This is a genomic window from Dyadobacter sp. AC419, from assembly GCF_979253085.1.
Genome location: NZ_CEEDCD010000029.1, coordinates 144,093 through 170,081, shown reverse-complemented (window position 1 = coordinate 170,081; position 25,989 = coordinate 144,093). Strand labels below are relative to the sequence as shown.

Sequence of the window (25,989 nt, the reverse complement as noted above, 5' to 3'; positions counted from 1 at the left end):
TCAGATATCGCCTGTGCTATTTGCCAACGCTTTTTCTTCTGCTAATTTTTCTCTTTCTACTTTTCCAGCAACCAGAATACTCAATTCATAAAGCAAGAACAAAGGAATTGCGACGATCACCTGGCTGTAAATGTCCGGCGAAGGAGTAATTACGGCTGCCACGATCAGAATCACAATCATTGCGTGCTTTCTGTATTCCCGCATGAATGATGGCGTTAGAACACCAACTTTGGCAAGGACGTAAACCACAATCGGAAGCTGAAATGCAATTCCGCAAGCCAGTGTTAATGTTGCCACCAAAGAAATATAGGACGACAAACTGAATTCGTTAATGATGGACGGGTCCAGCGTAAAGTTTGCAAGGAAGTTGACGGCAAGCGGCGTTACCACGTAGTAACCAAAGAAAACGCCTGAAAAGAAAAGGAATGTTACATAGAACACAGCTCCCCGCGCAGACTGCCTTTCCGATGGTTTAAGTCCGGGCTTAATAAATCGCCAAACCTCCCAGAAAGCATAAGGAAACGCAAAAACCAGACCCGCGATAACGGAAGACGTCATACTCATGGTGAACTGATCACCCACGCCAATTGCCTGTAATTTGAAATTCAACGCCTTGATACAAAGCTCATCATATCCAACTTTGTCAGCCAGCTTACATAGCATCCGGTAAGTCCAGAAATCTGGCTGGGACGGCGCTATGATCACATAATGGTAAATTTCTTTGATATATACGAAAGCGATTATTGCAAAAACAAGAATGGATCCACCGGCTCGAATGACATGCCACCTTAATTCTTCCAAATGCCCGATAAACGACATCTCTTTGCCAACTTCGTCTTCTTCGCTTTCTATTTCCTGATCCAAGGGCATATTAATATATTATAACTAAAATTCTATCTACGAAAAAAAGCAAAAACAAGATTGTTACCTGTTGTTAAAAGCCGAATTTACTTAAAAAACCCGTCGAAATAATCCGGCGGGTTTCATTTAAATTGCTTCAAGTTCGATCAATCCATCACAAATGGATAATCATTCTCTACATAAACATCAGTGTAGGCCTCTTTTGGATCCGGGAATTCTGATTCCTCAGCAAACTGCACGGATTCGGCAACGATTTCTTTCACTTTCTTATCAATGTTTTCGAGATCTTCTTCTGTTGCAAGCTGATTTTCAAGAATCACAGCGCGGATCTGCTCAATCGGGTCGCGGTGTTTGTATTCTTCCACTTCCTCTTTTGAACGATATTTCTGTGGATCGGACATCGAGTGACCTCTGTAACGGTAAGTCCGGAATTCAAGGAATGTCGGGCCTTCACCGTTTCTCGCACGTTCCGCCGCTCTTCCCACTGCTTCGTGAATGGCTTCAACGCTCATTCCGTCAACTGGTTCAGAAGGAATGTCATAGGCTTCACCCAATGTATAAAGTTCCGTAACATTTGAAGACCGCGCAACCGAAGTTCCCATGGCATATCCGTTGTTTTCAACCACGAAAATGACAGGCAATTTCCAGCTCATGGCCATGTTCAATGCTTCGTGAAATGCACCCTGACGAATGGCTCCGTCACCGAAATAGCAAATACAGAGATTTCCGGTTTTGTTATATTTCTCCGCAAAACGCAATGCCCGCTCCCAAAGGAATCTGAGCACCCACGATTCCGTGACCTCCTACAAAGCCTCTTTCTTTATCGAAAATGTGCATGGATCCACCTTTTCCTTTTGTGGTCCCGGTCTTTTTTCCATAAAGCTCAGCCATGATTGCGTTGGGTGATGTTCCCAATGCCAGCGGAATGCCGTGATCGCGATAAGCAGTAATGTATTTGTCGCCTTCTTTAAGCGCTGTTACGGCTCCTGACGAGCAAGCTTCCTGTCCGATATACAAGTGACAAAATCCTCTGATCTTCTGCTGACCGTATAATTGGCCTGCTTTTTCTTCAAAACGACGCTGCAAAAGCATATTCTCGAACCAGAACATATATTGTTCTGTCGGATGCTGTAACTTCTTCTGGGTTCTGATTTTTTCTTTTTTTCAGTAACGGTGGCCATGTATTTGGTTCTCGTTTATAAAGACAGAACTTTGTCTTAAAGTTTGAGGTTTGAACAGAGTCTGTTTTTTGCCGTACTCACGCAATATGATTTGCGAAAATAAGCATAAACTAAATAACAAAGAAGTTCATGTGGCTAGAAAAGCTCCATCTTACATACTTTAAAAGCTATGAAGAGAAAGCCTTCACCTTTGGAGAACATGTAAATTGTCTGGTTGGGGAGAACAGGGAGCGGAAAAACAAACCTCTTGGACGCCATTTATTTTCTTAGTCTTACCAAAAGCGCATTTCACAATCAGGATGCCCTGGGAATTCGACACACGGCCGATTTTTTTGTTCTGGATGGCGTATTCAAAGATTCTGGCCGAAATACGCAGATCACTTGCAGCATGCAGCGCGGCCAGCGCAAGATTTTCATGGCCGACAAGAAGAATTATGACCGGTTAAGCGATCACATTGGCCTTTTTCCTCTTGTTTTAATTGCGCCTAATGACACGGACCTAATCCGCGACGGCAGTGAAGAACGGCGGCGCTTTTTCGATGGCGTCTTGGCACAGGCAGCCCCAGGTTATCTCACCGATTTTCTTCAATATAACAAGATCCTAAGCCAAAGAAATGGACTTTTGAAGCTTTTTGCGGAGCGAAATTACGTGGATGAAGACTTGCTGGAAACTTACAATGAGCCGCTGATCATCCTTTCGCAGCGCATTTATAACCATCGCAGCACATTCATGAGCCGGTTTGTGCCGCTCTTTCACAACAGTTACGATTTCCTCAGCAGCGGCCACGAACAGGTCGACGTTATTTACGAAAGCGAAGTCGCCAGCGAAAACTTCGCTGCGGAATTCAGGAAAAATCGGGCTAGGGACTTACATGCCCAACGCACCGGAAAAGGGGTTCATAAAGACGAATACACATTCGAAATTGACGGCGTTACATTAAAAAAATTCGGGTCGCAAGGCCAGCAGAAGTCTTTCTTAATCGCATTGAAGCTGGCGCAGTTCGAATTGTTAAAAGAAGAAAAAGAAAAAACCCCCATCCTGTTACTGGACGACATTTTCGACAAACTTGACGACCGCCGCATCCAGAAACTGATCGAACTAATCGACACCGGCTTCCTGGGCCAGGTCTTCATCACCGACGCAAGACCGGAAAGATCACAGAAGATTTTGGAGAAAGTGAAGGCGGATGTAAGGTTTTTTGAGATTGAGAAGGTGCTGCCAGACAAGGATTAAACCTTCCTTCTCGAATCAATCAGGTTAAGGATCAAAATTGTATTTTCAAATACGGTATAAAACAAGCTTTGGTGCTTGCCTAATACCAACTCGCGAACAGATGGCAATAAGGCGTAAGGTTTACCTATAAAATGAAACCGTTCCAGGTTTTTCAAACTGGCTTCAAGATCATCCGTAAATTTTTCAGCACTTATTTCGCCCCAGTTATCATAAATGTAGGATACTGTTTCAAAGTAATTATCCTTTGCGAGCGGAGTCCATTTTATCTCGTAAGCCACGCTTTACTTCTGTTAAGACATCGTTGTTGGAAATCAATTGTCCTAATTCTGCTTGAAGTAAAGATTGGTTGAGTTCTTCGAGTAATTCCGGAGAATTTGCGTCAATGCCGTTGTCCACATTCTGATGTTCCATAAAAGAACGTATCGAAAGCAGTAAGTCTTCCATACGGTTTTCATCCACTTCGTTAACAAGTCGGATTACCTCAGATTTCAACTCCCGGTTAGACATAGAAAGCATTGTTTAAATTGCAATACTAAGACAAATCTACACATTAAAAACAAAAAAGCCAGACCCCTCGATCTGGCTTTAATCACCTTATTTTAAACATACTTCACATCCAACTCCTTCGCCTCGGCGACAAACTCTTTCACTTTTTGTTCGTCTTCTTTTCGGCAGATGAGCAGAACGCCGTCGTACTCAGCGACGATGAAGCCGTCAAGGCCATTGACAACGACTTAGTTTGTCCTTCGGAGTTTTAATGATTGAATTTGTTGTGTTATGCAGGATCAAATTTCCATCGGTAACGTTCTGATTTTCGTCTTTTTCGGAAACTTCATAAAGTGACTTCCAGGTTCCGAGATCCGACCAGCCGAAGTTGCTTAATACAACGTGCACATTATCCGCTTTTTCCATAATGCCATTGTCGATGGAAATGCTGCCGCAATGTTGATATGCTCTCTGGATGAAACCATCCTCTGTTTCCAGATAATAATGTCCTTCTCCGCCTTCAAAAATCTCAGCAATGTTGGGCTGAAATGATTTCAAAGCTTTCTTAAAAGCATTGACATTCCAAACAAAAATCCCTGCATTCCAGACAAAATCTCCGCTGTCCAAAAACTGCAATGCAAGTTCCAGATGCGGTTTTTCGGTGAAAGATTTTACTTTCTTAACCGTCATCTTATCGGGAATGTATTGAATGTAACCATATCCCGTGTCAGGACGGCTTGGCTGAATCCCGAGTGTTACTAAAATATCTTCATTCCGTGTTGCACCCAGCGCAATGCTAATCGTGTCGCGGAAATTTTCTTCTTTTAAAATAATGTGATCTGCTGGCGCTACAACCACATTCGCATTGGGATTTTTGGAAGCGATCTTGTAACACGCGTAAGCAATGCAAGGCGCAGTGTTCCTGCGATTTGGCTCCAACAAAATCTGATCGTCGGTCAAAGCAGGAATCTGCTCTTTTACAATGTCCTTATATTCCTGACTTGTAACGATATAGATATTTTCGATCGGGCAAACGCCGTCGAAACGCTCAACTGTCTGCTGCAAAAGTGTCTTGCCGGTTCCTAACACATCGTGAAACTGTTTAGGGAAATCGGTTCTGCTGAAAGGCCAGAACCGCGTACCAACTCCACCGGCCATTATAATAACATAAGAATCCTGCATTGTGAAAGGTAATTTTATTTATCCACACTATGAAAAACTACCCAAAGCTACGGATAATGCGTCAGTTATGTCCAATTACCACGTATCAAAGACTTCTGAATTTACTAACAGTGACGTTTTGCAAAGATAGCTCGACATCATAGCAAAATCATTTAAAGAAAAAATAGCATATTATTGCTATGGAAAAGCTAATATTGATTTATCTTGCTAAGACAACAACAACCCACTGAAAACCATGAAGAAAAACTCTACTATGCTAAAACTATGCCCTTGCATTTTGCTTTTTCTGATACATTACGCCGCATTTGCACAGGTCAATATTGAAGGAAAAGTCACAGAATCTACTACAAATGAAGCGCTTGCGGGCGTTAGCATTCAGGTTAAAGGAAAAGTGATCGGGACGATCACAGATAATAAAGGACAGTTCAAACTCACGACTACAACTAACCCGCCTTTTGCGCTAATCATATCTTACGTAGGTTTCCAAACGCAGGAAATTGAAATCACTGGCGGCATTTCCAAACTAGACATTAAGCTTGCCGAACAGGTCGTATTAGGTCAGGAAATCATCGTTTCTGCATCCAGGGTCGAGGAAAGTGTAATGAAATCTCCCGTCGCGATTGAGAAAATGGACATTCGTAACATCAGGGAAACGCCTTCTGCCAACTTTTACGACGCGCTTGCGAATCTTAAAGGCATTGATATGACCACGCAGGGTGTTTTGTTCAAATCTGTTAACATGCGCGGATTTGGCAGCACGGGAAATCCGAGGACGGTTCAAATGATCGACGGAATGGATAACCAGGCGCCGGGACTTAATTTTTCACTTGACAACATCATTGGAATGTCAGAGCTGGATGTTGAAAATGTAGAAGTTTTGCCGGGAGCCGCGTCTGCACTTTATGGGCCTAATGCCATTAACGGGCTGATTTTAATGAATAGCAAGAGTCCGTTTTTATATCAGGGATTAAGCGCAAATGTCAAATCAGGCGTCATGCACGAATCGAACCGCTCGAAAGCCACGACGCCGTTCATCGATGGCACCATCCGTTATGCAAAGGCTTTTAATAACAAGATCGCTTTTAAAGTCAACCTGTCTTACATTAAAGCAAAAGACTGGGAAGCAACCAATTACAATAACTTAAATGTCGGCGGCGCGTCGGATCCACGGCGTGGAGCTGGAACTGACCTGGATTACGATGGCGTAAATGTTTACGGTGATGAAGTGCAAACAAACATTAATGCCGTCGCAGGCACGCTGGCGGCGAATGGTCTGATTCCACAATCGGCCGTAGCGCTTGTTCCAAGCACATTCGTAAGCCGAACGGGTTATCAGGAAAAGGATCTGGTGGATTATAATACCAAAAGTTTTAAGGCCAATGCCGCCGTTCATTATCGCATTAATGAAAAAATTGAAGCAATTGCGCAAGTCAATTATGGCTATGGAACAACGGTTTACACCGGAACGGGCCGTTATTCACTGCGCGATTTCAATCTGACCCAGGCGAAACTGGAACTAAGAGGCGACAATTTTACTGTTCGGGCTTACACGACGCAGGAACGGTCGGGCAAATCCTATCTTGCCGGACTTGCTGCCGTTTCCATGCTGAATGATTTTAAGCCGCATAGCACCTGGTTTGGACAATATGTTGGCGCTTTCGCAACGGCCAGAGCATCCGGGGCACCAGAAGAGCAGGCACATCTCGCCGCCCGTCAATTTGCTGACAAAGATATGCCGATGCCCGGAACGGCTGCTTACAACCAGCTTTTGGATAAATATAGAAATATGCCCATTGTGAACGGTGGAGGTGGATTTGCTGATAAAACGAACCTTTATCACGTGGAGGGTTTTTACAATTTTAAGAATGAGGTCAAATTCGTTGAACTGCTTGCTGGCGCGAATTTCCGGCTTTATGAGCTGAGGTCGGCGGGAACATTGTTTGCGGATACGAAAAGAAGGCAGAAACGGCAAAATTCCAATCACTGAATATGGTGCCTTTTTACAAGCTGCGAAAAACACTTTTAAGCGATCATTTGAAGCTGACGGCTTCCATCCGTTATGATAAAAACGAGAATTTCGAAGGACAATTTACACCCCGGATTTCAGCCGTAACCACATTTGGCGAGCATAACATCAGACTTTCTTACCAAACCGGTTTCCGCATTCCAACGACCCAAAACCAATATATCGACCTCAGAACGCCATCGGGAACATTGATTGGCGGACTGCCGGAATTTGATCCACAGATCAATCTTTCCAATGGGATATTAAGACAAAACTTCATCGGAAGCCGCCATTTCGCAAGTTATTGCCAATGATCCGACAATTGTTCAGAATGCCACAAATTATGCCAAAGGCGCAGTAACATTGCAAGCCACCAATGCGATTACGCAGGCAGTTACAACCCAAGTTACTAATGCTGTAAACCAAGGTGTTGCGTCTGGCGCAATCCCTAATACACCGGCTGCCATCCAGGCAGCCATTACTGCGGGTGTCAATCAGGCATTGCCGGGTGTGCTGGCAACGCAGTTGCCCGCTATCCTTGCCGCACAGGTGCCAGGACTGGTCCCGAACCTGGCTAAGGTTTATGCATTGGAAAAATTACCAAAATACAAACCCGTTAAACTGAAACCGGAGCGCATTGCTTCTTATGAGATTGGTTATAAGTCGGTTATCGCCAAAAAACTGTTTATTGACGCTTACTACTACATTAGTCAATACAGAAATTTGATCGGAGGAACTGTGATTGTGGTGCCGACGGCTGCCGCGGCGCCAGGTTTGCCCATTGAGTCGGGCATTGGCGTGGGGAATTTCAATGGTTATTCAAGAACAGTGAATACGACTGAGACGATCACGACAACCGGTTTTGCGCTCGGCCTGACGTACGCTTTGCCAAAAGGATTTAACATCGGAGGAAACGTGGCAAATAATGAGCTGAACGACTTCAAACCCTCAGCAGAAGTGCAATATTCACAATTTAACACGCCAAAATATCGCTATAACCTGTCATTCGGCAGACGGATCACAGCAAGTAACGCATTCGGTTTTAATGTTGCTTACAAATATCAGCAGGCATTTATATGGGAGTCGAGCTTTGTAATTCCGACGACGACGGATGTTCCGATCTTCTCGAATACACGGGTTCCGGCGGTGAGCGTGCTGGATGCGCAGGTAAGTTATAAGGTCAATGCGATCAAATCCATTATCAAACTGGGCGGGACCAATTTGTTTGGCAATTCATACATTCAAGCATATGGAAGCCCGAATGTTGGCTCAACCTATTATGTATCAATCACTTTTGACGAATTATTGAATTAAGCGTTACTTTTCACCGTGCAGCCAGGTACGCCGGCATCGCCGAGGCCTGGCACGATATACCATTGCTCATTCAGCTTTTGATCGATTGCACCAAGCCGAGACGGCAATGCGGAATGCGTTTTTGCAAATAATCAACGCCTTCGGGACTGGCAATCACGGATGCAATGTGCGTTTGCGCAGGAATGCCGAAGCGTAACAATGCGTGATAAACTTTTTCCATAGACCGGCCTGTGGCCAGCATCGGATCAATGAGAATTAAAATTTTGCCGGGTAAGATCAGGACTTGTAATGTAGTCCATTTCAACTTCGAACTCTTCCTCAGCATTGATATGATGTCCGCGATAAGCACCGATAAATGCATTATCCGCTTTGTCAAACATGTTAAGAAAACCCTCGTGCAATGGAAGTCCGGCCCTTAAAATCGTCGCCAGCACAACTTGTTGCAGCAATGTCCGGGATGGAGCCACACCCAATTGTGTTTCTACTTGTTCGGTTTTGAATGTCAGCGTCTTCGACAATTCATACGCGAGCAACTCTCCCACCCGCTCCAAATTCCGACGAAATTTCATCGTCTTTTTGCACATTTACGTCACGCAATTCGGCCAGATAATGATCGGCGATAGAAGGTTTTTGGGAAAGTAAAAACATAGTTCGGTCAGTTTTTTAAACTACTCCATGCAAGATAATACAAATTCATTGACGTAATTTGGAACAGTTATTTGAAAAATAATCCGCAAACGCTGAATTGTGTGAACGACAGATTTTTTTTGCCTATGGATCAAGGGATTATCCGCGTTTTCAAAATATTGATTTTAAGCTTAATATCCTTGTCGTCCGTACATGCACAAAGCTCCTATATTCCTTTTAATGACGATTATTACCATCTGATTGATCGATTAGAGATCAAAAGAGGCAAGTTTACCGAAGGTTTTCATTCTAATGTCAAGCCCTTTGAACGCAAAGCCGTTGTTGCACTGACCGACTCCATATTAAAGAAGGGACCATTAACCTGACCGACCGCGACTGGGAAACGATCGATTATCTCAGAGAAGACAGCTGGGAATGGACGAATGGAATGATTGCGACAGATTCCCTGAAATATGACAAATTAGCCAGATTAGGCCTATTTAAGGATCCGCCTGCCGGCCAAAAAGAAGATTTTTCAATCACCCCGCCGATCTTTACAGCATTCATAACAAAGATTTTGACCTGCATTTCAATTTTACTACAACCAATTTCATAGGCGACGACAACAGTTACGGCAAAAACTTTGGCGAAAACAAAGACATTACACTTTCACAAATATGGGGAACAAGTCGTGGCGTTGAAATCCGCGGTATGATCAATGAAAAGCTTGGGTTTTATACTTACGTGACGGATAGTCAGGGACGTTACCCGCGCTATGTGAATGATTTCAAAAGGGATGAATACAGTTTCCCCGGCGAAGGACTCGCCGAAAGAAACACGCAACCTGTGGAATCGACTTTCTTACAGCAAGAGGTTACATTACATTCCGCCCGTTAAAAAGCATTAATGTTAAGTTTGGGCACGATCACAATGTTTTTGGGAGTGGTTACAGATCGTTGATTTTATCAGATAACAGCAGTCCTTATTTGTTTCTAAGGCTTGATACACAGCTTGGCAAGTTCCATTATACTAACTTGTTTACCAGCATGATCAACTCTCAGGGCAACAGCGAGCTTTTAAAGAAGCAAAAAATTCGCCGCAATCCACCATTTGAGTGTTAACCTGACCGACAAGATCGATGTTGGTGTGTTCGAAGCCGAAGTTTTTAACCGCGATTCGGTCGGCGGAGGTTATGATCTGAATTATCTGAACCCGATCATTTTTTACAGATACGTAGAATCTTATCTTGGAAGCCAGGATAATGCGCTTTTGGGTTTTGATTTTCGCTGGCTCGTGGCAAACAAAGCTTCTATTTACAGTCAATTTGTTTTGGATGAGTTTTTGACAAAATTCCTTTTCAACGGAAGCGGCTCGTGGACAAATAAATACAGTTTTCAGCTGGGTGGAAAATACGTTGATGCATTTGGCGTGCCTAACCTCGATTTGCAAGCGGAATACAATCTCGTGCGTCCTTACACTTACTCGCATAAGGACGGCGGTCGGAGTTACGTGCATTACGGGCAATCGCTCACGCATCCGCTCGGTGCTAATTTCAGGGAATATCTGGGCATAATCCGTTACAAAGCCACATCAAGATTGTCTTTATACGGAACAATAATGATGGCCAATCAGGGTAAGGACCCGATAAATAGTGATGTGAGCTTCGGAGGTGACCTTCTCAAGAGTTATGAGAACCGGAATGTAAACCGTGATGGTGACCTGAATCAGAAGATCGGTCAGGGAATTAAGGCTTCGACTGCTTATACAGACTTGCGCGTGAGCTATTCACTGGCACATAATTTGTTCATTGACGGCCGGTTCCTGAAAAGAAGAATTACATCTCCGAATGAAACCATTGCGGCCAAATCCACGGTTTGGTCATTGGCGCTACGCTATAATATGGCTTTCCGCCAGCAGACTTATTAAGACTACGTTTTTCTACACCATTAGCTTTTATTAACCCATAATTATATGGAAACCAATCCCCATGAACTTCGCGATCTGATCAGGCTTGCTTTGTTGGAAGACATTGGTGACGGTGATCATTCGTCACTTTCCTGCGTGCCCGAAAATGCAATGAAGCGTGCGCAGCTGCTTGTAAAACAGGAAGGCATTCTGGCCGGTGTTGAAGTCGCACAAATCATTTTCGAAGAGACTGCTTCAATATATAATTATCCCCCGCTAAAAATAAATGTGTTACTTCTTGACGGCACTTACGTCAAAAGTAAAGATGTGGCATTTACCGTTGAAGGCAATGCACGTCTGATTTTGAAAGCTGAGCGCCTGGTACTCAACACAATGCAGCGCATGAGCGGCATTGCCACTTATGCGCATCAGATGACTGAATTGATAAAAGATTTGCCGGTAAAATTACTCGACACCAGAAAAACGACACCGAATTTCAGGGTTTTTGAAAAAATAGCTGTGACAATCGGAGGCGCCGTAAACCACCGGATGGGCTTGTATGACATGATTATGCTGAAAGACAATCATGTGGATTATGCAGGCGGCATTGAACCGGCGATTTTACGCGCAAATGATTATCTGGAGCAGACGGGCAAGAAACTCAAAATCGAAATCGAGACCAGAAATCTCAAAGAAGTCGACGAAGTGCTGCGTGTGGGGAAGGTCGATATTATAATGCTTGACAATTTTTCGCTGGAAGATCTTCGTGAAGCCGTGAAACGCATTGGCGGACAATACGAAACGGAAGCTTCCGGAAATATTACTGAAAAAACCTTGCGGGCGGTCGCAGAAACCGGTGTCGATGGCATATCGAGCGGCGCGCTGACCCACCAGGCAAGAAGTGTTGATTTAAGTTTAAAAGCCTTTTAACCGCTCCATTTAACCCGAAAGCGTATGATTAAACGAAATACATTAACCTACGCTTTTAAAATTACCTTCCGCATTTTCCTGCTGGTTCCTATGTCGCTTTGTGCACAGGATCCGCCCAGAAAGGAGATTGACATCAATGTCTTTATCCAAAATGCACTTCCCGATGCCTCAGAAGATTCGGATTATGCGGATCTGTATGAGTCGCTTTTCCAATTGTATGCTGAGCCGCTGGACATTAATTGCGTTTCGAGGGACGAGCTGGCGGCTTTGCTGCTGCTTTCCGAAAACCAGCTGAATGCATTCTTTGCTTACCGCGAAAAGCTCGGTCCGCTGCTTTCTCTTTTATGAGTTACAGGCCATTCCGGAGTTTGATCTCGAAACAATTTTCCGCCTGCTGCCTTTCATTACGCTTCAAGCGCAAGCCGTTTCACTTTCCGAATCACTGGAAGAACCCTTCTCAGCATTTCCTGATGGTCCGTTCGGGAAAATTACTGGAAAAGCAAAAGGGCTTTTCAGCCGATGCCACTTCGCGTTATGCCGGAAAAACGTTTTACGGATATCTAAAATACCGGAATTCACGCGCCGGGGCTTACAGTTACGGCATTACAATGGAAAAAGATGCGGGCGAATTGCTCTGGGACTGGCAGGGAAAGCATCAGGTTTTCGGTGTGGACTTCTCTTCATTTCATGCCCAGATCATGAATCAGGGAAAGTTTCGGAACATGATTGTCGGTGATTATCAAATGCAGGCCGGACAAGGATTGGTTTTCGGCTCCGGGTTTTCGTTAGGTAAAGGGTCCGAAGTCATCGGAACCGCATATCGCAGCACATTAGGCCTGAAACCTTACACATCGGTTTTAGAAGCCAATTTCTTTCGCGGAGGAGCGATGACATTTAATGTTAACCCAAACTTTGAAATCACAGGCTTTTATTCCAATTCAAAAAGAGACGCAACGACAAATGTGCCAAGCAGCGGTTCAGACGAACATTTAGCAAGTTCGCTCCCAGTCACAGGTTATCACCGGACAGCCAGCGAGCGCGAAAAACACAACAATTTTACTGAACAAAATGTCGGGGCGCATTTGCTTCATAAACTCCCTTCACGAGCCGGACAAGTGGGTTTGACGCTTATAAATACATTTTATGAAATCAAGCTTCAAAAACGAAACGCGCTTTACAACCATTATGAATTTTCGGGAAAACATAACATTGTCATTGGTCTTCACGGTGATTACAGATGGCAAAATTTCCACTTCTTTGGTGAAGCTGCGCGTTCAAAAAGCGGCGGCATTGGTGTGGTGGGCGGAATGGTGATGGCACTGGGCAAAAAGCTTGATTTCAGCTTGCTAGGAAGACATTATGACCGCGATTTTCACACATTTTACGGAAATGCATTCAGCGAATCAGCACGCCCGATCAACGAAACGGGCGGTTATGCGGGGTTGCGTTATATGCCTTCACGCCGATGGCAATTCAGTGGATTTTATGACTATTTCAAATTTCCGTGGCTGAAATATCTCGTCGATGCGCCTTCAAAAGGCTTTGATTATTATCTGCACATTCTCTGGAAACCCAATAAACGGTTCAATGCTTACGCGCTTTTTCACCAGAAAAATAAGCAGCGGAATCCGCCGGCGGATGAAGAAACGGACATAAAACTGGCAACTACGCTCCGCAGGACGGCCACATTCAACCTGGAATATGAAAAGCCGCTGCATTTTTCGCTAAAAACGCGTTTTCAAAGCGGTAATCTTCTTTATTTAAAAATTTCGAGGTCCAATGGCTTCACGATTTTGCAGGACGTAAGCTGGCATTTTCCAAAAGTTGAATTAAGTGCGCGTGTTGCTTACTTCAAGACGGATGATTACGACAGCCGGCAATATGTTTACGAAAAAGATATGCTTTACGCGTTTTCAATTCCGGCTTATTACGACACCGGCACCAGACATTATCTGATGGCGCGATACGCACTTTCAAAAAATATGAAGCTCTGGCTCAGGTGGTCACAGACGCGATATGCCGATTTGGACAAAATAAGTTCGGGGCTTAATGAGATAAAAGGAAGCAAAAGAAGCGAGTTGAAAGCCCAGGTCATGTATCAGTTTTGACAAAATATAGTTTTGATAGGCCGCAATTAATCCCAAAATTTGAACCTCATTTTGAAAACCAATGCCAGATAACAAACTAGAAGCACTAAAAAAATACTTTGGTTACGACTCATTTCGACCACAGCAAGCCGAAATCATTGACACCGTGATGGCAGGAAACGACTGCCTTGTGTTAATGCCGACCGGTGGGGGAAAATCGGTTTGTTTCCAGATCCCGGCATTGCTGCGCGAAGGCCTTACCGTCGTCATTTCACCCTTGATCGCATTGATGAAGGACCAGGTGGAAGCATTGCGCGGAAATGGCGTAAACGCCGCTTTTCTGAACTCATCATTATCCGGCGCAGAGCAGGATAACGTCATGTGGCAAGCCAAAGTCGGTGAGCTGAAACTGCTTTACATTGCCCCTGAACGGCTTTTTTCAGGAAATACTTTCGATTTTCTGCGTGAATGGAATGTCACCTTATTTGCCATTGATGAATCACATTGCATTTCTTCCTGGGGCCACGATTTCCGCCCGGAATACAGGCAGCTGAATACGCTGAAAATGCGGTTTCCGAACACCCCAATCATTGCATTGACCGCAACGGCAGACCGCGTCACACGGCGCGACATTCTGAAACAGCTTAACATTCAATCCGCAGAAACATTTATCGCCAGCTTCGACCGTCCTAATCTGAGTCTAAGTGTGCTTCCCGGCAGAAAACGGATGCAGCAGATTCAGGAATTTTTGAGAAAACACGAAGGTCAGGCTGGCATTATATATTGTTTGAGCCGCAAAGGCACCGAAACGGTTGCAGCGAGTTTGAAAAACGCGGGCTTCAAAGCGGAATATTATCACGCAGGATTGGAGGCGACGAAGCGATCGCGCGTGCAAGAGCAGTTTTTGAAAGATGACATTCAGGTTATTGTGGCCACGATCGCATTTGGAATGGGCATTGACAAATCCAATGTGCGCTGGGTGATCCATTACAATTTGCCGTCGAATGTTGAAAGCTTTTACCAGGAAATCGGACGGGCAGGACGTGATGGCTCGGCTTCGGACACCGTTTTGTTTTACAGCTTTCTGGACATCATTACGCGCCAGGATATGATCAACAATTCGGATCAATCGGCCGAGCAAAAGGAACTGCTTCATGCCAAACTGAACCGTATGAAGCAATATGCAGAAGCGGATATGTGCAGAAGGCGCATTTTGCTCAGCTATTTTAATGAAGCCGTTGAAACGGATTGCGGCAATTGCGACGTCTGCCGAAATCCCCGAACCAGGTTTGACGCGACGGTTATTGCACAAAAAGCATTGTCCGGCATTGCACGCACAGACCAGAAAATAGCAATGGGGATGCTGATCGACATTTTGAGAGGCAGCCGTAACCGGAATATTTTGCAGCACGGCTACGACCGGCTCCCAACATTTGGCGTTGGAAACGAGCTGCGGGGTGAGGAATGGGTCGAATATATTGGTCAGTTGCTGAATTCCGGCGTGATGGACATTGCTTATGACGAGGCGCATGCATTTAAGCTCAATCCGGTCAGTAAGCAGGTTTTGAAGGGTGAGCGCAAGGTGGAGCTTGTGAAATTTATCCCGTTAAGCGAGCGGAAAGCCAAAGAAGAAGAGCTTGTTCCGAAGGAAAAACCGAAGCAGGAAATCATCCGTGATGCATTGTTTGAACAGCTGCGTTTGCTCAGGAAACAAATGGCCGATGCGTTGGGCGTTCCGCCTTACGTCGTTTTCAGCGATGCGACGATTTCGGAGATGGCACAAAAGAAACCGGTTTCCGAGGCGCAAATGAAGGCGATTTCGGGCGTGGGCGCTGAGAAATTCAGGCGTTATGGAGAAACATTCATTAACGAGATCCTGTCATTTGCGAAGGAAAACACCAAGCCCGGAACACGCGTCATCAAAGGAATGACCTACATTGACACGCTCGACTTGTATAAAGAAGGTTACTCTTTAAAAGTAATTGCAGAAAAACGGGATCTGAGCACGGTCACGATCATTTCACATTTGATCAAGCTAAAAGATGATGGTCATGACATTGATCTCAAAGCGCTGCTTGATCCAAAGGCATATATAACCATTACGGAAGCGGCACAAGAAATTCAGGTTGGAAAAAATGATCCGCTCAAACCGCTTTTTGAATTGCTAAATGAGCAATTCGATTACGGTCAGATCAGGCTCGCACTAGCACTATTTGAAGAAGCCGGGAATTAAACCGTATATTTACATTATACTAATACCACAAATGTCAAGACAAAATATATTATCCGGGTCACCGTGGGAAGACAAAATGGGTTATTGCCGTGCAGTTCGCATTGGCAACATTGTAGAAGTCGCCGGAACCGTCGCCATCGTTGACGGTGAAAATGTGAAAGCAAATGATGCCTTCGCACAGACCAATAACATCATTGAGCGGATTGAGAAGGTGCTTTCTGATGCTGGCGCAAGTTTGAATGATGTGGTGAGAACGCGGATTTTTACCACAGATATCACATTATTTGATGAAATTGCCCGCGCTCACGGCGCCTATTTTAAAGACATTAAGCCGACAACCGGAATTTATGAAATCAGCAAACTGGTGTCTCCGGACTACTTGGTTGAGATTGAATTTACGGCAATAGTTCAGTAGGCTCTTAGAATAATTAAAAAAAGCCTTACAATTGACAAGGAGGTTTTTTTTGTACTTAAATAATTTTTCAGGGGTTACAACCATTTGGCTCGAAAATTGCTCTATGTGTTGTAGTTGTCTTACTAACACCCTAAAAAATTAGACATCTTATTATGAAAAACAAACATACGTTGCTCATCGCCACCTTTTTACTGGTACTTTGTGTAATACAAAAAGAAGCACGCTACAAAGCGATGACTGGTGGGAATGTAGAAAAAATATACAATGCGCCCTCAGTTGATCAAAATGGAGAGCTGGCCGATGTACAAACTGCCAAATTTTCAGATGTTCAGGCCGTGAAGGTTTCTTCGAAAGGAAATTTATTTGATTTTGCGTCATTAGACAGCACTTCGCAATCCATGAGTTCTACCAAGCTTTTGAATAACAGCTTACTGAACATTTCAGCTGGCAAGATGCTCAATAACTAAGAACATTATGGTGGCTTAACTGGAAGAGCCCCATAATGTCTTCCTGACTTAGTTTCTTAATAAAACCAGATTCTCCTCCTACCAAATCTTCCGCCAGATCCTGCTTACGCTGTTGAAGTAACAGGATCTTTTCCTCAATTGTGTCTTTACAAATCATCTTATAAGCAAACACTTTGCGCGTCTGCCCAATGCGGTGTGTACGGTCAATCGCTTGTCTTTCAACGGCTGGGTTCCACCACGGGTCCACAAGATAGACGTAATCTGCTTCGGTAAGGTTAAGTCCGACGCCGCCTGCTTTTAAGCTCATCAGGAATACACGGCAAGTCTGATCGTTTTGAAAACGGTTGACTCGACCGGCCCTGTCAACGGTCTGCCCGTCCAGATATTCGTAAGGAATGTTAACCTTTTCAAGATGCTTACGAATCAGATCCAACATTCCTAAGAACTGACTGAAAATCAATATTTTGTGATTAGAGGCATTTTCCTCGATCTCTCGAACAATTTCTTCCAGCTTCGCTGACTCGTTCCCATAATCCTCATCTCCTGACAAAATAGCGGGAGAATCGCAGATTTGTCTCAGCTTCAAAAGTGCTTCCAGAATCAGGAAACTGCTTTTATTGAGTCCTTCCGTTGCTAGTTTTTCTGCAATTTCCAGACGATATTTTTCTCTGAATGTGTCGTAAACTTTCCGTTGCTTATTGCCCATTTCACAGAACAAAATGGTTTCTGTTTTATCCGGCAAATCGGTTGCAACTTCCTCTTCGTGCGTTTCAGCATGAATGGATAAACGAGCTTGCGTAGTTTAGCCGCTTTTTCCTTGTCCTGATATTTATCAATCGGCGTCGCATATTCACTGCGGAAGAAGTCCGCATGGCCCAGCATTCCGGGATTAAGGAATTCAAATTGCGAGTAAAGATCGAATGTGTTATTCTCAACCGGCGTTCCCGTCATCGTCAAACGGTTCTTTGCGTGCAGCAAACGCGAGGCTTTTGAAGTGAGCGAATCAGGATTTTTGATCGCCTGCGCTTCGTCGAGGACAATGTAATTAAAGTCAAACTTACGAAGCAGCTCCACGTCACTGCGCATGGTGCCGTATGTGGTCAGGATAACGTCATAATTTCGGAAAAACTCAATGTCCTTCCTGCGCGTCATGCCGCGGTGCACATATAAGCTCAGATCGGGCGTAAACTTTGCAGCCTCAGCTTGCCAGTTGAAAATCAGCGTGGTAGGAACTACGACTAAGTTCGTATGTTCCGGATTCAGGTTTTTTTGCTGTTGCAGGAAGGTTAGCATTTGCAATGTTTTCCCTAATCCCATGTCATCGGCAAGGCAACCGCCCCAGCCGAATTCATCCAGAAAATGAATCCATTTATAACCCTCTTCCTGATATTGTCTTAACGTTGCATTGACATTCTCCGGCAGGGCAACATTTGGAATTTGTTTGAAATTGAGCAGCTTTTGCTTCTTTTCATAAAGCTCTCTGAAAACCTCTTCATTATCTGTTTCAGAAACCAGCTCATCAATGAGTGAGAAATGTATTTTGGACAAATGGATCTTTTCACCATTTACGCGTCCAAATTGCAACAGCGGTTCCAGTTTACTAATCCATTCTTCAGGCAAAACGCCCAATGAACCATCTTGCAACTGGACGTAATTCTGCTTTTTGAGCAATGCTTTTTTCGCATCTGCCAAAGAAATGCGCTGATCGCCAAACATGATCTCTACTTCCATATCAAACCAATCGATTCCGGAAGATGCGTGCACCTTAACCGTTCCGCGATTCGGATTGAACTTCATTTTTTTCAGGTCTTTGAAACCCAAAAGATCATAATGCTTCTTATTGACGGCATCCACAAAATTGAAAAGCCACCCGCCTTTCATCACCTGATCCAGCGGAACGTAAAAAAACGGCTGCCCAGATTGGTTCGCAAATGACGGATTAAGCGTCTTCATCCATTCCCAAACTGCGTTTTCTGCGGGCAGATCGCGTTCGAGCATGGTAATGTGATTGTCTTCAAAACTGATCTTGCTTCTTCGCTGATCATGCAGGAAAGTCACCTCGGCGTTTTCGTCATTTTCATCTTTGTAAACGAAAGATGGCACAATAAGCAAATTGGCCTCGTCTTTCTTGAGGAAAATGCGCGGTTTCCCAAACTTCAATGGCCGGTTAAGCACCTCGTGTCGCGTCTGGAAAATAACGTCAAATTGCTCAGAAACCGGAATGATCCATTCTTTGAGGAAATCCTCTGAAAAATCTTTCTTAACCTTTATTTTATAACCCGTCTGGCTCAGGTAAGCGACCATTTCGGCCTCGCTAATGCCCGCCCAGCGGAAGAGAATCTTTTCATTATAAATGCCCAGCCAGAAACTGTCGAGTGAAATCACTTTTTCCAGTTCCAGCGGACTTCCTGCCGTGAGCTCGACATACGGATTGAGCGTGATAAACTCCTTATCCTCCGTCAGCACAAAGAAAAGCTTAACGGGTTCGCGATGCAACTGCAGCTGTGTAAGCTGGTTGTTGCTTGTCACATAATCACTCTCGGCCAGGTAAACACGCTCAGGATCAAGGTCATTGAAAACCCTGTTCAGCTGCTTACCGACATAATTTCGTGCTTCGTAACGTTGCTCTGCGCTCACGTCATCAAAGTGCAGATAAGCATTATAAGCCCAGCCCTGCTTACGGATGAACTTTTGCAAACCTTCTTCCCAATGCTTCGCCACACGCACAAGCCGTGCATCTGCATCCGTTAAAACCGGGATTTCATCGGCTGAATAATAGTGACTTGAACCGCCTGCAATGTTGCGAATGTTGGTGATCTTCTCAGATTTAGAGCTGTGTTTGACAGAGAAAACGCCAAAACCAATGTCTAAAAGATGATTTTTGCCTTTTGACCAAAAAACAAAAATCGAGATCCGGTCTTCATCATCCTGCTGACCGTCTGCCGAAACGCTGAATGTATTGTTTTGCGCAGGCAAAATACGCTCACGCAATGTTCCCCAATCCTGGTAAGAACCCACTTTCTGCAACGCAGGGTCCGATTTAATCAAATATAAGCCGCCATCTTCGTCGAGCTTGAATTCAAACTTTCCCTTAATGTCGTCTTCAAGTGAATAACCATATTCGGCCAGCAAATTGTTTTTTTCAACCGTAAGGTCGCGCATGACTTCAAAAGCGCGTTCGCCAAGTTCTTCACGAAGTTTCAGCAACACTGCCAGCTTGTGCTCACACAAAGGAACCCAAAGCTTTTGGTCGCAAGTGCAGGAAGTGTGGACTTGTTTTGTGCTTTTTATGCGCTGAAAATCAACCTTATAGTCAACTTCATGATGCGTTACAATGCATTGTGCTTCGCCTTCTTTTGCAGAAACGATCGTTACATTTTGGATAGATTCCCGGTTTTTCCAGGTGTCTTCCAGGACCAGATTTCTCAGTTGAAGCTCCTTAATCTCTGCCAATTCGATCACCGTGCTGCTCATTTCATGAACAACCTGCTTGATCGTCGGCATTTTATCGAGAATATATAATATTGCTGCCACGCGGTGCTTGCAAAGCCCGGCTTTGTCGGGACATGAACACTCGGTTGTGATTTGCGGTGTGAGAAAATCGCGGATGAAAATCTGGTAAAACTGAATAGAATAGTCGCTTTTGACCTTGAATTCGGCGTTACCAGGACCGTTATAGTCGAGCTTGGAAACCTTTAATCCCCCGCTGCTATAAATGGAACGCCCCCTTGACAATACATCCTTTTCCGCCCGTCTTATTAAGAAGTTGGATAATTTCTCCTTCTTTTCGTTTTCCATTTACCCTGCTGCCATTTAAAATGCAAAAGTACGGTTTGTTTCTCTTTTATAGAAATGAAGAGAAAATATATGGAAATCCGAAAATCTGCTATTTGATATAAGGTTGATCAATCACGCCAATGTGGCCCGCTTGAACCGTTTTTTCATAATAATCGATGATTTGCTTTCCAACATTGGGATACAAAAGCTTTTCCGCCAATGCAGCCACCGGCAGCCAAACCATCTCCAAGGCAGTCGTTTCCGCGGGATTAAGCTGCGGCTCGCCAGCAGTAATGTCGGCAAGGAACACCATATGCAATGTTTCCTTACTGATTTCGGGCCAGATTACTTCTTCCGCAAAAAACCATCTGATTGACTGCCGCATTAATGCCGAGCTCTTCATTCAGCTCGCGTATGAGTGCTTCTGCAAGGCTTTCACCCGGATCGGGATTGCCGCCTGGCAAACCGTAGACTTCCTGATTTCCATAGCAATAACGCAATGTCAAGACATGCTCATTTTGTAAAATTATAGCCGATGGACGAACATTCATTTGATTCGGGGTTGGTGTGCAAAGGATAATATAGGCCAATTATTCCTGCAAAACCATTTTTTCAATCAAAAGCATGAAAATATGGATCACCTTAATGTGTATTTCCTGAATGCGGTCGGCATAACCGAAATGCGGCACGCGGATCTCCACATCAGCCACGCCAGCCAGTTTTCCCCATCTTTCCCAGACATTATGATCACTTTCATGCCTTTCGCCCTCGCCGCTTCCGTTGCTTTGATAATGTTTGCAGAATTTCCGCTCGTGCTCAATCCAAACAAAACATCTCCCGGCTGCCCGAGGCCTTCGATAAATCTAGAAAACACAAATTCGTAACCATAATCATTGCTCACGCAACTCAGATGGCTCACGTCAGAAATGGCGATTGCAGGCAATGAACGGCGATTATCCCGATAACGGCCGGTTAATTCCTCAGCGAAATGCATGGCGTCGCAATGTGAGCCACCATTTCCGCAAGATATAATTTTGCCATTTGCAAGGATGGCATCGGCCATGAGCCGGGCCGCAGTTTCAATTTTTTCAATCTGAACCGGATCGTTTAGAAACTGGTCCAGCACGCTTTGCGCCTCTTTTAATTCCTGGCTAATGATATTTTTGTAATCCATTTTTCTGTAATAATGTTAATTTTTAATGGCTTTGAGCACGTGCGTTTTACGCCCAGGGCCCTTATGCCTCTCGACGGTGAATCCGCCTGCGCGAAGTGCCCGCTTCACAATTCCTTTGGACGAATATGTTACTAATACCCCCCCTGTCCTGGTTTGGGCCGCTATTTTTGTAAAAATTTCCTCTTTCCACAGTTCCGGCTGAGCCCTTGGATCGAAGGCATCATAATAAATAACATCGAATTGAATGTTCGTTTCGAAGTCTTCCAGTCTGATATTCTGCTTATTAAGTGTAAAATAATCAGAAACGTGGCAGTCCACATTCCACGGACAGTCGTGAAGGGCAACGAAATTACCGTGCCCGCTCAGCGTTTCGTAATTTAACGAAGAAGCCTCGTCCCGGGAAACGGGAAAGGCTTCAACTGCGACGTAATAAATGTTTTTTTGAAGTAAATCGGCGAGCTTCCAGGTAAGAAAAGCATTTAAGCCCGTTCCAAAGCCCATCTCAAACACGTAAGCAGTGGAGTCTGCTTTTTCAAGGATCGGGCGTAAGCCAAGATTAATATAAATGTGCTCTGCTTCCATCAGAGCACCTTGTAAGGAATGATATTGCTGGTTATATTGAGCGCTGTAAAGCGAATGAGAACCGTCTTCTGTTACGATCAGGCGTTCCAAGGTTAAGCCACGTTAATTTGGCTTAAAAGTAACTAAATCATTCTTTTCAGGGTAATTTGGGTAAAGAAAATATCCCCTTTCCGTTTTACCAGCAAGTCGATATTCCGGCCATCGCCGCGTTGCAGGAGCTTGTAAATTTCACTCACATTCAGGTCAGTTGCAGCGTGATCGTCGATAAATAAAAGCTGATCACCTTCCAAAAGTCCTGCCTTTAATGCCGGAGAATCATCTGCAACGTGATTAACAATGTACGAACGCAGATCAATTCCTTCGGCTCTGATTTCCATACCGCTCATATCGTGCTCGAACTTTTCGCGCATCCGGCTTTTTACCGGTTTGAGCACCATATAGCTTTCTGAATAATTCATCGTCACTTTAAAACGGCGCAGCAATTCACAACCAATGTTGCCTTGACGCGATTGCCCGGCCCGCAATTTCGAGCCAAATGCAATGCTGTCGGGGAAAGACGCCACAATGTTATCCATTGTAAATCTGCCAAGTCTCACTTTATCGATCCGGCCCAGATTCCCATTAATGACTCCGTTCAAGCCACGGCCTAGTTGTGCGCGGATGACTTTTTCCGGAAGTCTGAAAGATTCTTTCGGGGTGTTATTTAATAGTAATGCATGCCCTGCGCCCGTGTCGATCAAAACGCGGATCGGATGTTCGCGACCGTCTGCAAAAAGCGTAACGGCATCCGTAAACGGCTTGGTGTCTTCTATAATCAATGGATGCTTATCCCCTTTGCTGGGCTTGTAGCGATATTTATCAGGACGCATCAGGATCAGTTCCTTTTTGGAAAAATCAATGGTTACGACGAAATTATTGAAGATCTCGTAGCCAAAAATGCCGTGAACGGGGACGCCCACATATTCCGAAAGTCTGAGAAAATCATCTTCCAAGACCACAATGTTCTGGTGATTGGCTTTAAGCCGGCCCATTGAAAACTTATTATCAATGGCGACGTGTGCAGAAATGCTTTTGCCTTCCCCTGCGCCGGTCAAATTAACTTTTCTGGTTAACCGGAGCTTGTCTGGTTTAAGCACATGAGGATCTGTAATGATAATGGAGCTGACACCGGTGTCCAATATAAAACGAAGCGAATCAGTGTCGTTGATCTTTGCATAGAGCAGGATCAAATTGGAATGCAGTTCAAAAGGGATGCGGGTAGATTTGTGATTTTTATCTAGAAAGTAGCCATACTTTTCCTCTGAAACCGGGGGAACATCTTCTGTTTTTGCGAATGAAATGCTGCTGGTAAAAAGTATGATCGCTACAACTAACCACTTAGACGTTTTCATCGTGGCCTCCTTTCTTTAAATTCTAATTGCTAAGATTCCTGTATTAACTTCACAAAACGCTGATCATAAATGGCTTAACTCTGTCTTTATTCTCTTTTGCGTACACTAAGTATCAAATTCGCTCCAATCGGTTATTAGGGTAAAATTAATGCATTTGCCTTAATTAAACACAAATAAATCTTTATATGTGCAAATTTTCTGACATTTTTGAGAACATTGATTGATAATAATGTAAATGATGAAATTATGGTAATTTTGTTGCGTTAAAAGGCGTTTTTTCACAATAAAAATTTTCTCATGCGAAAAAAAATTGTTGCAGGTAACTGGAAGATGAATAAGGTTCTGGATGAAGCAGTTGCGCTGACTTCTGAACTCGTAAATATGGCCAATGATGAGGTTCAAAGTGACGTAAAAGTGATCCTTTGTCCTCCTTCCATTTATCTCACTACGATCAAAAAATATCTGGAAAGTGCACCCAACTTTGCCCTTGCCGCACAAAATTGTTCTGATAAGGTCTCAGGTGCATATACGGGAGAAATTTCCGCACAAATGCTGCAATCGATCGGTGTGGAATATGTGCTGATCGGGCACAGCGAGCGCCGTCAATATTTCAATGAAAACAATGCACTTCTTGCTGAAAAAGTAAACACAGCGCTTGCAAACGGCGTTTCTCCTATTTTCTGCTGCGGCGAATCGCTGGATCAGCGTCAGAATGAAGATTACATTGGATTTGTAAAAAACCAGATCACAGAATCTCTTTTCCACCTTTCAGAAGAGCAATTGCTTTCGGTCGTTATTGCTTACGAGCCAATCTGGGCGATCGGGACGGGCCTGACCGCTTCTGCTGAGCAGGCGCAAGACATGCATGCTGCTCTGCGTCAGCACATTGCTTCAAAATATGGTGCTGATATCGCGGAAGAAATCTCGATCCTTTACGGAGGGAGTGTTACAGCAGCGAGCGCTCCTGAATTATTTAGCTCCCCGGACATCGACGGCGGCCTGGTTGGCGGCGCATCCTTGAAATCCAGGGAGTTTACAAATATTATTAAGGCAAGATAAGCAGCATTACATCTGGGTAACTACAAATTCAACCCTTCTGTTTTTACTGCGTACGGCCTCGGAGGTGCCTTTTCCCAACGGACGGGTGCCTCCGTAACCTTTTGCTTCAATGCGGTCGGCAGCAATGCCTTTTTCAATTAAATATTGCCGCACCGATTCTGCACGTTTCCGCGACAAATCAAGGTTTTTGTCAAAATCACCCACATTATCGGTGTGCCCTTCAATTCTGATCCTGATCGACTCACTATCCTTCATCAATTCCACGAGTGTATTAAGCTCTTCGTAGGATTCCGGAAGCAAATCAACTTTTGAGGTTTCGAAATAGACGTTAGGCAAACTGATTGTCTTCCCAACCGCGATTTTACCAAGTCCACCCTTTACTTTTTCCAGCTCGCTTGCCGTGTCTTCCGCTGCAACCGGCTTTTCGACAGGCTGTGGTTTTTCAGCCACTTTTGGTTTTTGAGCGGGGGCAGGCTGCGCAGGTTTTTTGACCGGCTTATCCACTTTTGCAGCTGCTTGCGGCGATTTTGCGTCCTTTTTCAGCGGGTTCTTAATGTGGATCCCGTAAAAATTCCACGACTGACTTCCGGCAGAACTCCGGCCCTCATAAAAATCAAAAACCTCAATTCCTGGATCCAATCGTTCGAAATAAGCAACGAAATTGACTGTATCGCCGGGCATTATTTCTTTCGTTCCGGAAGTTGGAATGTTGTCGGCTTTGATAAATTTAAACTTTACATCAATCTCACCAGGCTTGTATAACCTCGTTTCAGGATCCAGCCAGATGGTTCCTGCATTCTGCTGCTGAAACTGCTGCTGTTGCCTGGGACTAAGTTTAAAAGGAAGATTTTTCGGCTGAACCTTCGTTGCCGCCTTTTTTTCAACAAACTGAAAATGTATGATGGTTTGATTATCAGTCAGTTCCACACGCCTGATTTTGACGTAAGGCACGGACTGCTCTTCAACCTTGGGGTTATTTGTGATTTGTCCAAAACCTGGACTGAATGAAAATACAATGGCAAATGCACTCGCCAAAAGCACTTTGAAATTCATGACCGTAAATGTTAACTTTTTAAAAA

21 protein-coding genes and 6 pseudogenes are annotated in these 25,989 nt (G+C 44.3%); 14 read left to right on the top strand and 13 right to left on the bottom strand.

Going from position 1 to position 25,989, the window contains the following annotated elements:
* Together tatC and pdhA are read right to left on the bottom strand one after the other, a co-directional pair.
* Window positions 1-870: a twin-arginine translocase subunit TatC gene (gene tatC / locus AC0IYG_RS28775; RefSeq protein ID WP_471714505.1), complete on the bottom strand. Its 870-nt coding sequence runs from the start codon at window positions 868-870 to the stop codon at window positions 1-3.
* A gap of 137 nt (window positions 871-1,007) precedes the next feature.
* Window positions 1,008-2,042, bottom strand: a pseudogene (gene pdhA, locus AC0IYG_RS28770) (pyruvate dehydrogenase (acetyl-transferring) E1 component subunit alpha).
* A 129-nt stretch (window positions 2,043-2,171) separates the two neighbouring features.
* Here pdhA and recF point away from each other — a divergent pair.
* A pseudogene (gene recF, locus AC0IYG_RS28765) lies at window positions 2,172-3,276 on the top strand (DNA replication/repair protein RecF).
* Here the strand turns inward: recF and AC0IYG_RS28760 are convergent.
* The 3 genes and pseudogenes from AC0IYG_RS28760 to AC0IYG_RS28750 form a co-directional block, all read right to left on the bottom strand.
* The gene (locus AC0IYG_RS28760) at window positions 3,273-3,554 is read right to left on the bottom strand and encodes a type II toxin-antitoxin system RelE/ParE family toxin (protein WP_471714504.1); all 282 of its coding nucleotides are present in this window, start codon (window positions 3,552-3,554) and stop codon (window positions 3,273-3,275) included. The pseudogene recF and the gene AC0IYG_RS28760 sit on opposite strands and share 4 nt — an antisense overlap.
* Entirely contained in the window at window positions 3,514-3,783 is a 270-nt protein-coding gene (locus tag AC0IYG_RS28755; protein WP_471714503.1) for a hypothetical protein, read from the bottom strand. The genes AC0IYG_RS28760 and AC0IYG_RS28755 overlap by 41 nt, the downstream gene beginning before the upstream one ends.
* A 92-nt stretch (window positions 3,784-3,875) precedes the next feature.
* Window positions 3,876-4,944, bottom strand: a pseudogene (locus tag AC0IYG_RS28750) (mannose-1-phosphate guanylyltransferase).
* Between the two features lie 235 nt (window positions 4,945-5,179).
* Here AC0IYG_RS28750 and AC0IYG_RS28745 point away from each other — a divergent pair.
* From AC0IYG_RS28745 to AC0IYG_RS28735, 3 genes are read left to right on the top strand one after another with little or no spacing between them, the layout of a single operon-like run.
* Window positions 5,180-6,931 carry a carboxypeptidase-like regulatory domain-containing protein gene (locus AC0IYG_RS28745; RefSeq protein WP_471714502.1) on the top strand — a complete coding sequence of 584 codons (1,752 nt, stop codon included), beginning with the start codon at window positions 5,180-5,182 and terminating at the stop codon, window positions 6,929-6,931.
* A 2-nt stretch (window positions 6,932-6,933) separates the two neighbouring features.
* On the top strand, window positions 6,934-7,263 hold the full coding sequence (locus tag AC0IYG_RS28740) for a TonB-dependent receptor domain-containing protein (RefSeq protein WP_471714501.1): 330 nt from the start codon (window positions 6,934-6,936) through the stop codon (window positions 7,261-7,263).
* A 49-nt stretch (window positions 7,264-7,312) separates the two neighbouring features.
* Entirely contained in the window at window positions 7,313-8,263 is a 951-nt protein-coding gene (locus tag AC0IYG_RS28735; RefSeq protein ID WP_471714500.1) for a hypothetical protein, read from the top strand.
* Here AC0IYG_RS28735 and upp read toward each other — a convergent pair.
* Window positions 8,260-8,911: pseudogene (upp, locus tag AC0IYG_RS28730) on the bottom strand (uracil phosphoribosyltransferase). The gene AC0IYG_RS28735 and the pseudogene upp sit on opposite strands and share 4 nt — an antisense overlap.
* Before the next feature lie 71 nt (window positions 8,912-8,982).
* Between upp and AC0IYG_RS28725 the strand changes: the two are divergent.
* From AC0IYG_RS28725 to AC0IYG_RS28685, 9 genes are all read left to right on the top strand, one after another.
* Window positions 8,983-9,276, top strand: coding sequence for a hypothetical protein (locus tag AC0IYG_RS28725; protein WP_471714499.1), 294 nt, complete (start codon window positions 8,983-8,985; stop codon window positions 9,274-9,276).
* Between the two features lie 325 nt (window positions 9,277-9,601).
* Window positions 9,602-9,787 carry a hypothetical protein gene (locus AC0IYG_RS28720; protein ID WP_471714498.1) on the top strand — a complete coding sequence of 62 codons (186 nt, stop codon included), beginning with the start codon at window positions 9,602-9,604 and terminating at the stop codon, window positions 9,785-9,787.
* Window positions 9,788-10,000: 213 nt separating this feature from the next.
* Window positions 10,001-10,816: a hypothetical protein gene (locus AC0IYG_RS28715; RefSeq protein ID WP_471714497.1), complete on the top strand. Its 816-nt coding sequence runs from the start codon at window positions 10,001-10,003 to the stop codon at window positions 10,814-10,816.
* Between the two features lie 45 nt (window positions 10,817-10,861).
* Window positions 10,862-11,725, top strand: coding sequence for a carboxylating nicotinate-nucleotide diphosphorylase (nadC, locus tag AC0IYG_RS28710; protein WP_471714496.1), 864 nt, complete (start codon window positions 10,862-10,864; stop codon window positions 11,723-11,725).
* 24 nt (window positions 11,726-11,749) lie between these two features.
* A complete protein-coding gene (locus AC0IYG_RS28705) occupies window positions 11,750-12,073 on the top strand; it encodes a hypothetical protein (RefSeq protein WP_471714495.1) in 324 nt (107 codons plus the stop codon).
* Window positions 12,070-13,833 (top strand): ComEA family DNA-binding protein, encoded by a 1,764-nt coding sequence (locus tag AC0IYG_RS28700; RefSeq protein WP_471714494.1) that lies wholly within the window; start codon window positions 12,070-12,072, stop codon window positions 13,831-13,833. Before AC0IYG_RS28705 ends, AC0IYG_RS28700 begins: the two co-directional genes overlap by 4 nt.
* A 61-nt stretch (window positions 13,834-13,894) precedes the next feature.
* Window positions 13,895-16,045: a DNA helicase RecQ gene (gene recQ, locus AC0IYG_RS28695; RefSeq protein WP_471714493.1), complete on the top strand. Its 2,151-nt coding sequence runs from the start codon at window positions 13,895-13,897 to the stop codon at window positions 16,043-16,045.
* A 31-nt stretch (window positions 16,046-16,076) separates the two neighbouring features.
* Complete coding sequence (locus tag AC0IYG_RS28690; RefSeq protein ID WP_471714492.1) at window positions 16,077-16,460, top strand: RidA family protein; 384 nt, start codon at window positions 16,077-16,079, stop codon at window positions 16,458-16,460.
* Between the two features lie 152 nt (window positions 16,461-16,612).
* On the top strand, window positions 16,613-16,927 hold the full coding sequence (locus AC0IYG_RS28685) for a hypothetical protein (RefSeq protein WP_471714491.1): 315 nt from the start codon (window positions 16,613-16,615) through the stop codon (window positions 16,925-16,927).
* Here the strand turns inward: AC0IYG_RS28685 and AC0IYG_RS28680 are convergent.
* The 6 genes and pseudogenes from AC0IYG_RS28680 to AC0IYG_RS28655 all read right to left on the bottom strand — a co-directional run bounded on the left by AC0IYG_RS28680 (window position 16,917) and on the right by AC0IYG_RS28655 (window position 23,851).
* Window positions 16,917-20,495, bottom strand: a pseudogene (locus AC0IYG_RS28680) (DEAD/DEAH box helicase). The gene AC0IYG_RS28685 and the pseudogene AC0IYG_RS28680 overlap by 11 nt on opposite strands.
* A gap of 318 nt (window positions 20,496-20,813) precedes the next feature.
* Window positions 20,814-21,017, bottom strand: coding sequence for a hypothetical protein (locus AC0IYG_RS28675; RefSeq protein ID WP_471714490.1), 204 nt, complete (start codon window positions 21,015-21,017; stop codon window positions 20,814-20,816).
* A gap of 13 nt (window positions 21,018-21,030) precedes the next feature.
* Complete coding sequence (locus AC0IYG_RS28670; protein ID WP_471714489.1) at window positions 21,031-21,255, bottom strand: NUDIX domain-containing protein; 225 nt, start codon at window positions 21,253-21,255, stop codon at window positions 21,031-21,033.
* Between the two features lie 39 nt (window positions 21,256-21,294).
* Window positions 21,295-21,878: pseudogene (gene lpcA, locus AC0IYG_RS28665) on the bottom strand (D-sedoheptulose 7-phosphate isomerase).
* A 15-nt stretch (window positions 21,879-21,893) separates the two neighbouring features.
* Entirely contained in the window at window positions 21,894-22,550 is a 657-nt protein-coding gene (gene mnmC2, locus AC0IYG_RS28660) for a tRNA (5-methylaminomethyl-2-thiouridine)(34)-methyltransferase MnmC2 (protein WP_471714488.1), read from the bottom strand.
* A 32-nt stretch (window positions 22,551-22,582) separates the two neighbouring features.
* Window positions 22,583-23,851, bottom strand: a complete 1,269-nt coding sequence (locus tag AC0IYG_RS28655) for an aspartyl protease family protein (RefSeq protein ID WP_471714487.1) — start codon at window positions 23,849-23,851, stop codon at window positions 22,583-22,585.
* Window positions 23,852-24,148: 297 nt separating this feature from the next.
* Here AC0IYG_RS28655 and tpiA point away from each other — a divergent pair, with 297 nt between their 5' ends.
* On the top strand, window positions 24,149-24,910 hold the full coding sequence (tpiA, locus tag AC0IYG_RS28650) for a triose-phosphate isomerase (protein WP_471714486.1): 762 nt from the start codon (window positions 24,149-24,151) through the stop codon (window positions 24,908-24,910).
* 6 nt (window positions 24,911-24,916) lie between these two features.
* On the opposite strand, the gene AC0IYG_RS28645 is transcribed toward tpiA, so the two are convergent.
* A complete protein-coding gene (locus AC0IYG_RS28645; RefSeq protein ID WP_471714485.1) occupies window positions 24,917-25,963 on the bottom strand; it encodes an OmpA family protein in 1,047 nt (348 codons plus the stop codon).
* Window positions 25,964-25,989: the final 26 nt, after the last annotated feature.

Coding starts and splice junctions, on each gene's coding strand:
- AC0IYG_RS28675 (WP_471714490.1), bottom strand. CDS start 21,017: ATGGTGTTCCTTGCCGACATTACTGCTGGCGAGCCGCAGCTTAATCCC.
- AC0IYG_RS28755 (WP_471714503.1), bottom strand. CDS start 3,783: ATGTCTAACCGGGAGTTGAAATCTGAGGTAATCCGACTTGTTAACGAA.
- AC0IYG_RS28690 (WP_471714492.1), top strand. CDS start 16,077: ATGTCAAGACAAAATATATTATCCGGGTCACCGTGGGAAGACAAAATG.
- AC0IYG_RS28685 (WP_471714491.1), top strand. CDS start 16,613: ATGAAAAACAAACATACGTTGCTCATCGCCACCTTTTTACTGGTACTT.
- nadC (WP_471714496.1), top strand. CDS start 10,862: ATGGAAACCAATCCCCATGAACTTCGCGATCTGATCAGGCTTGCTTTG.
- AC0IYG_RS28670 (WP_471714489.1), bottom strand. CDS start 21,255: ATGAATGTTCGTCCATCGGCTATAATTTTACAAAATGAGCATGTCTTG.
- AC0IYG_RS28720 (WP_471714498.1), top strand. CDS start 9,602: ATGATCAATGAAAAGCTTGGGTTTTATACTTACGTGACGGATAGTCAG.
- AC0IYG_RS28645 (WP_471714485.1), bottom strand. CDS start 25,963: ATGAATTTCAAAGTGCTTTTGGCGAGTGCATTTGCCATTGTATTTTCA.
- AC0IYG_RS28655 (WP_471714487.1), bottom strand. CDS start 23,851: ATGAAAACGTCTAAGTGGTTAGTTGTAGCGATCATACTTTTTACCAGC.
- tatC (WP_471714505.1), bottom strand. CDS start 870: ATGCCCTTGGATCAGGAAATAGAAAGCGAAGAAGACGAAGTTGGCAAA.
- tpiA (WP_471714486.1), top strand. CDS start 24,149: ATGCGAAAAAAAATTGTTGCAGGTAACTGGAAGATGAATAAGGTTCTG.
- AC0IYG_RS28740 (WP_471714501.1), top strand. CDS start 6,934: ATGGTGCCTTTTTACAAGCTGCGAAAAACACTTTTAAGCGATCATTTG.
- AC0IYG_RS28745 (WP_471714502.1), top strand. CDS start 5,180: ATGAAGAAAAACTCTACTATGCTAAAACTATGCCCTTGCATTTTGCTT.
- AC0IYG_RS28700 (WP_471714494.1), top strand. CDS start 12,070: ATGAGTTACAGGCCATTCCGGAGTTTGATCTCGAAACAATTTTCCGCC.
- recQ (WP_471714493.1), top strand. CDS start 13,895: ATGCCAGATAACAAACTAGAAGCACTAAAAAAATACTTTGGTTACGAC.
- AC0IYG_RS28705 (WP_471714495.1), top strand. CDS start 11,750: ATGATTAAACGAAATACATTAACCTACGCTTTTAAAATTACCTTCCGC.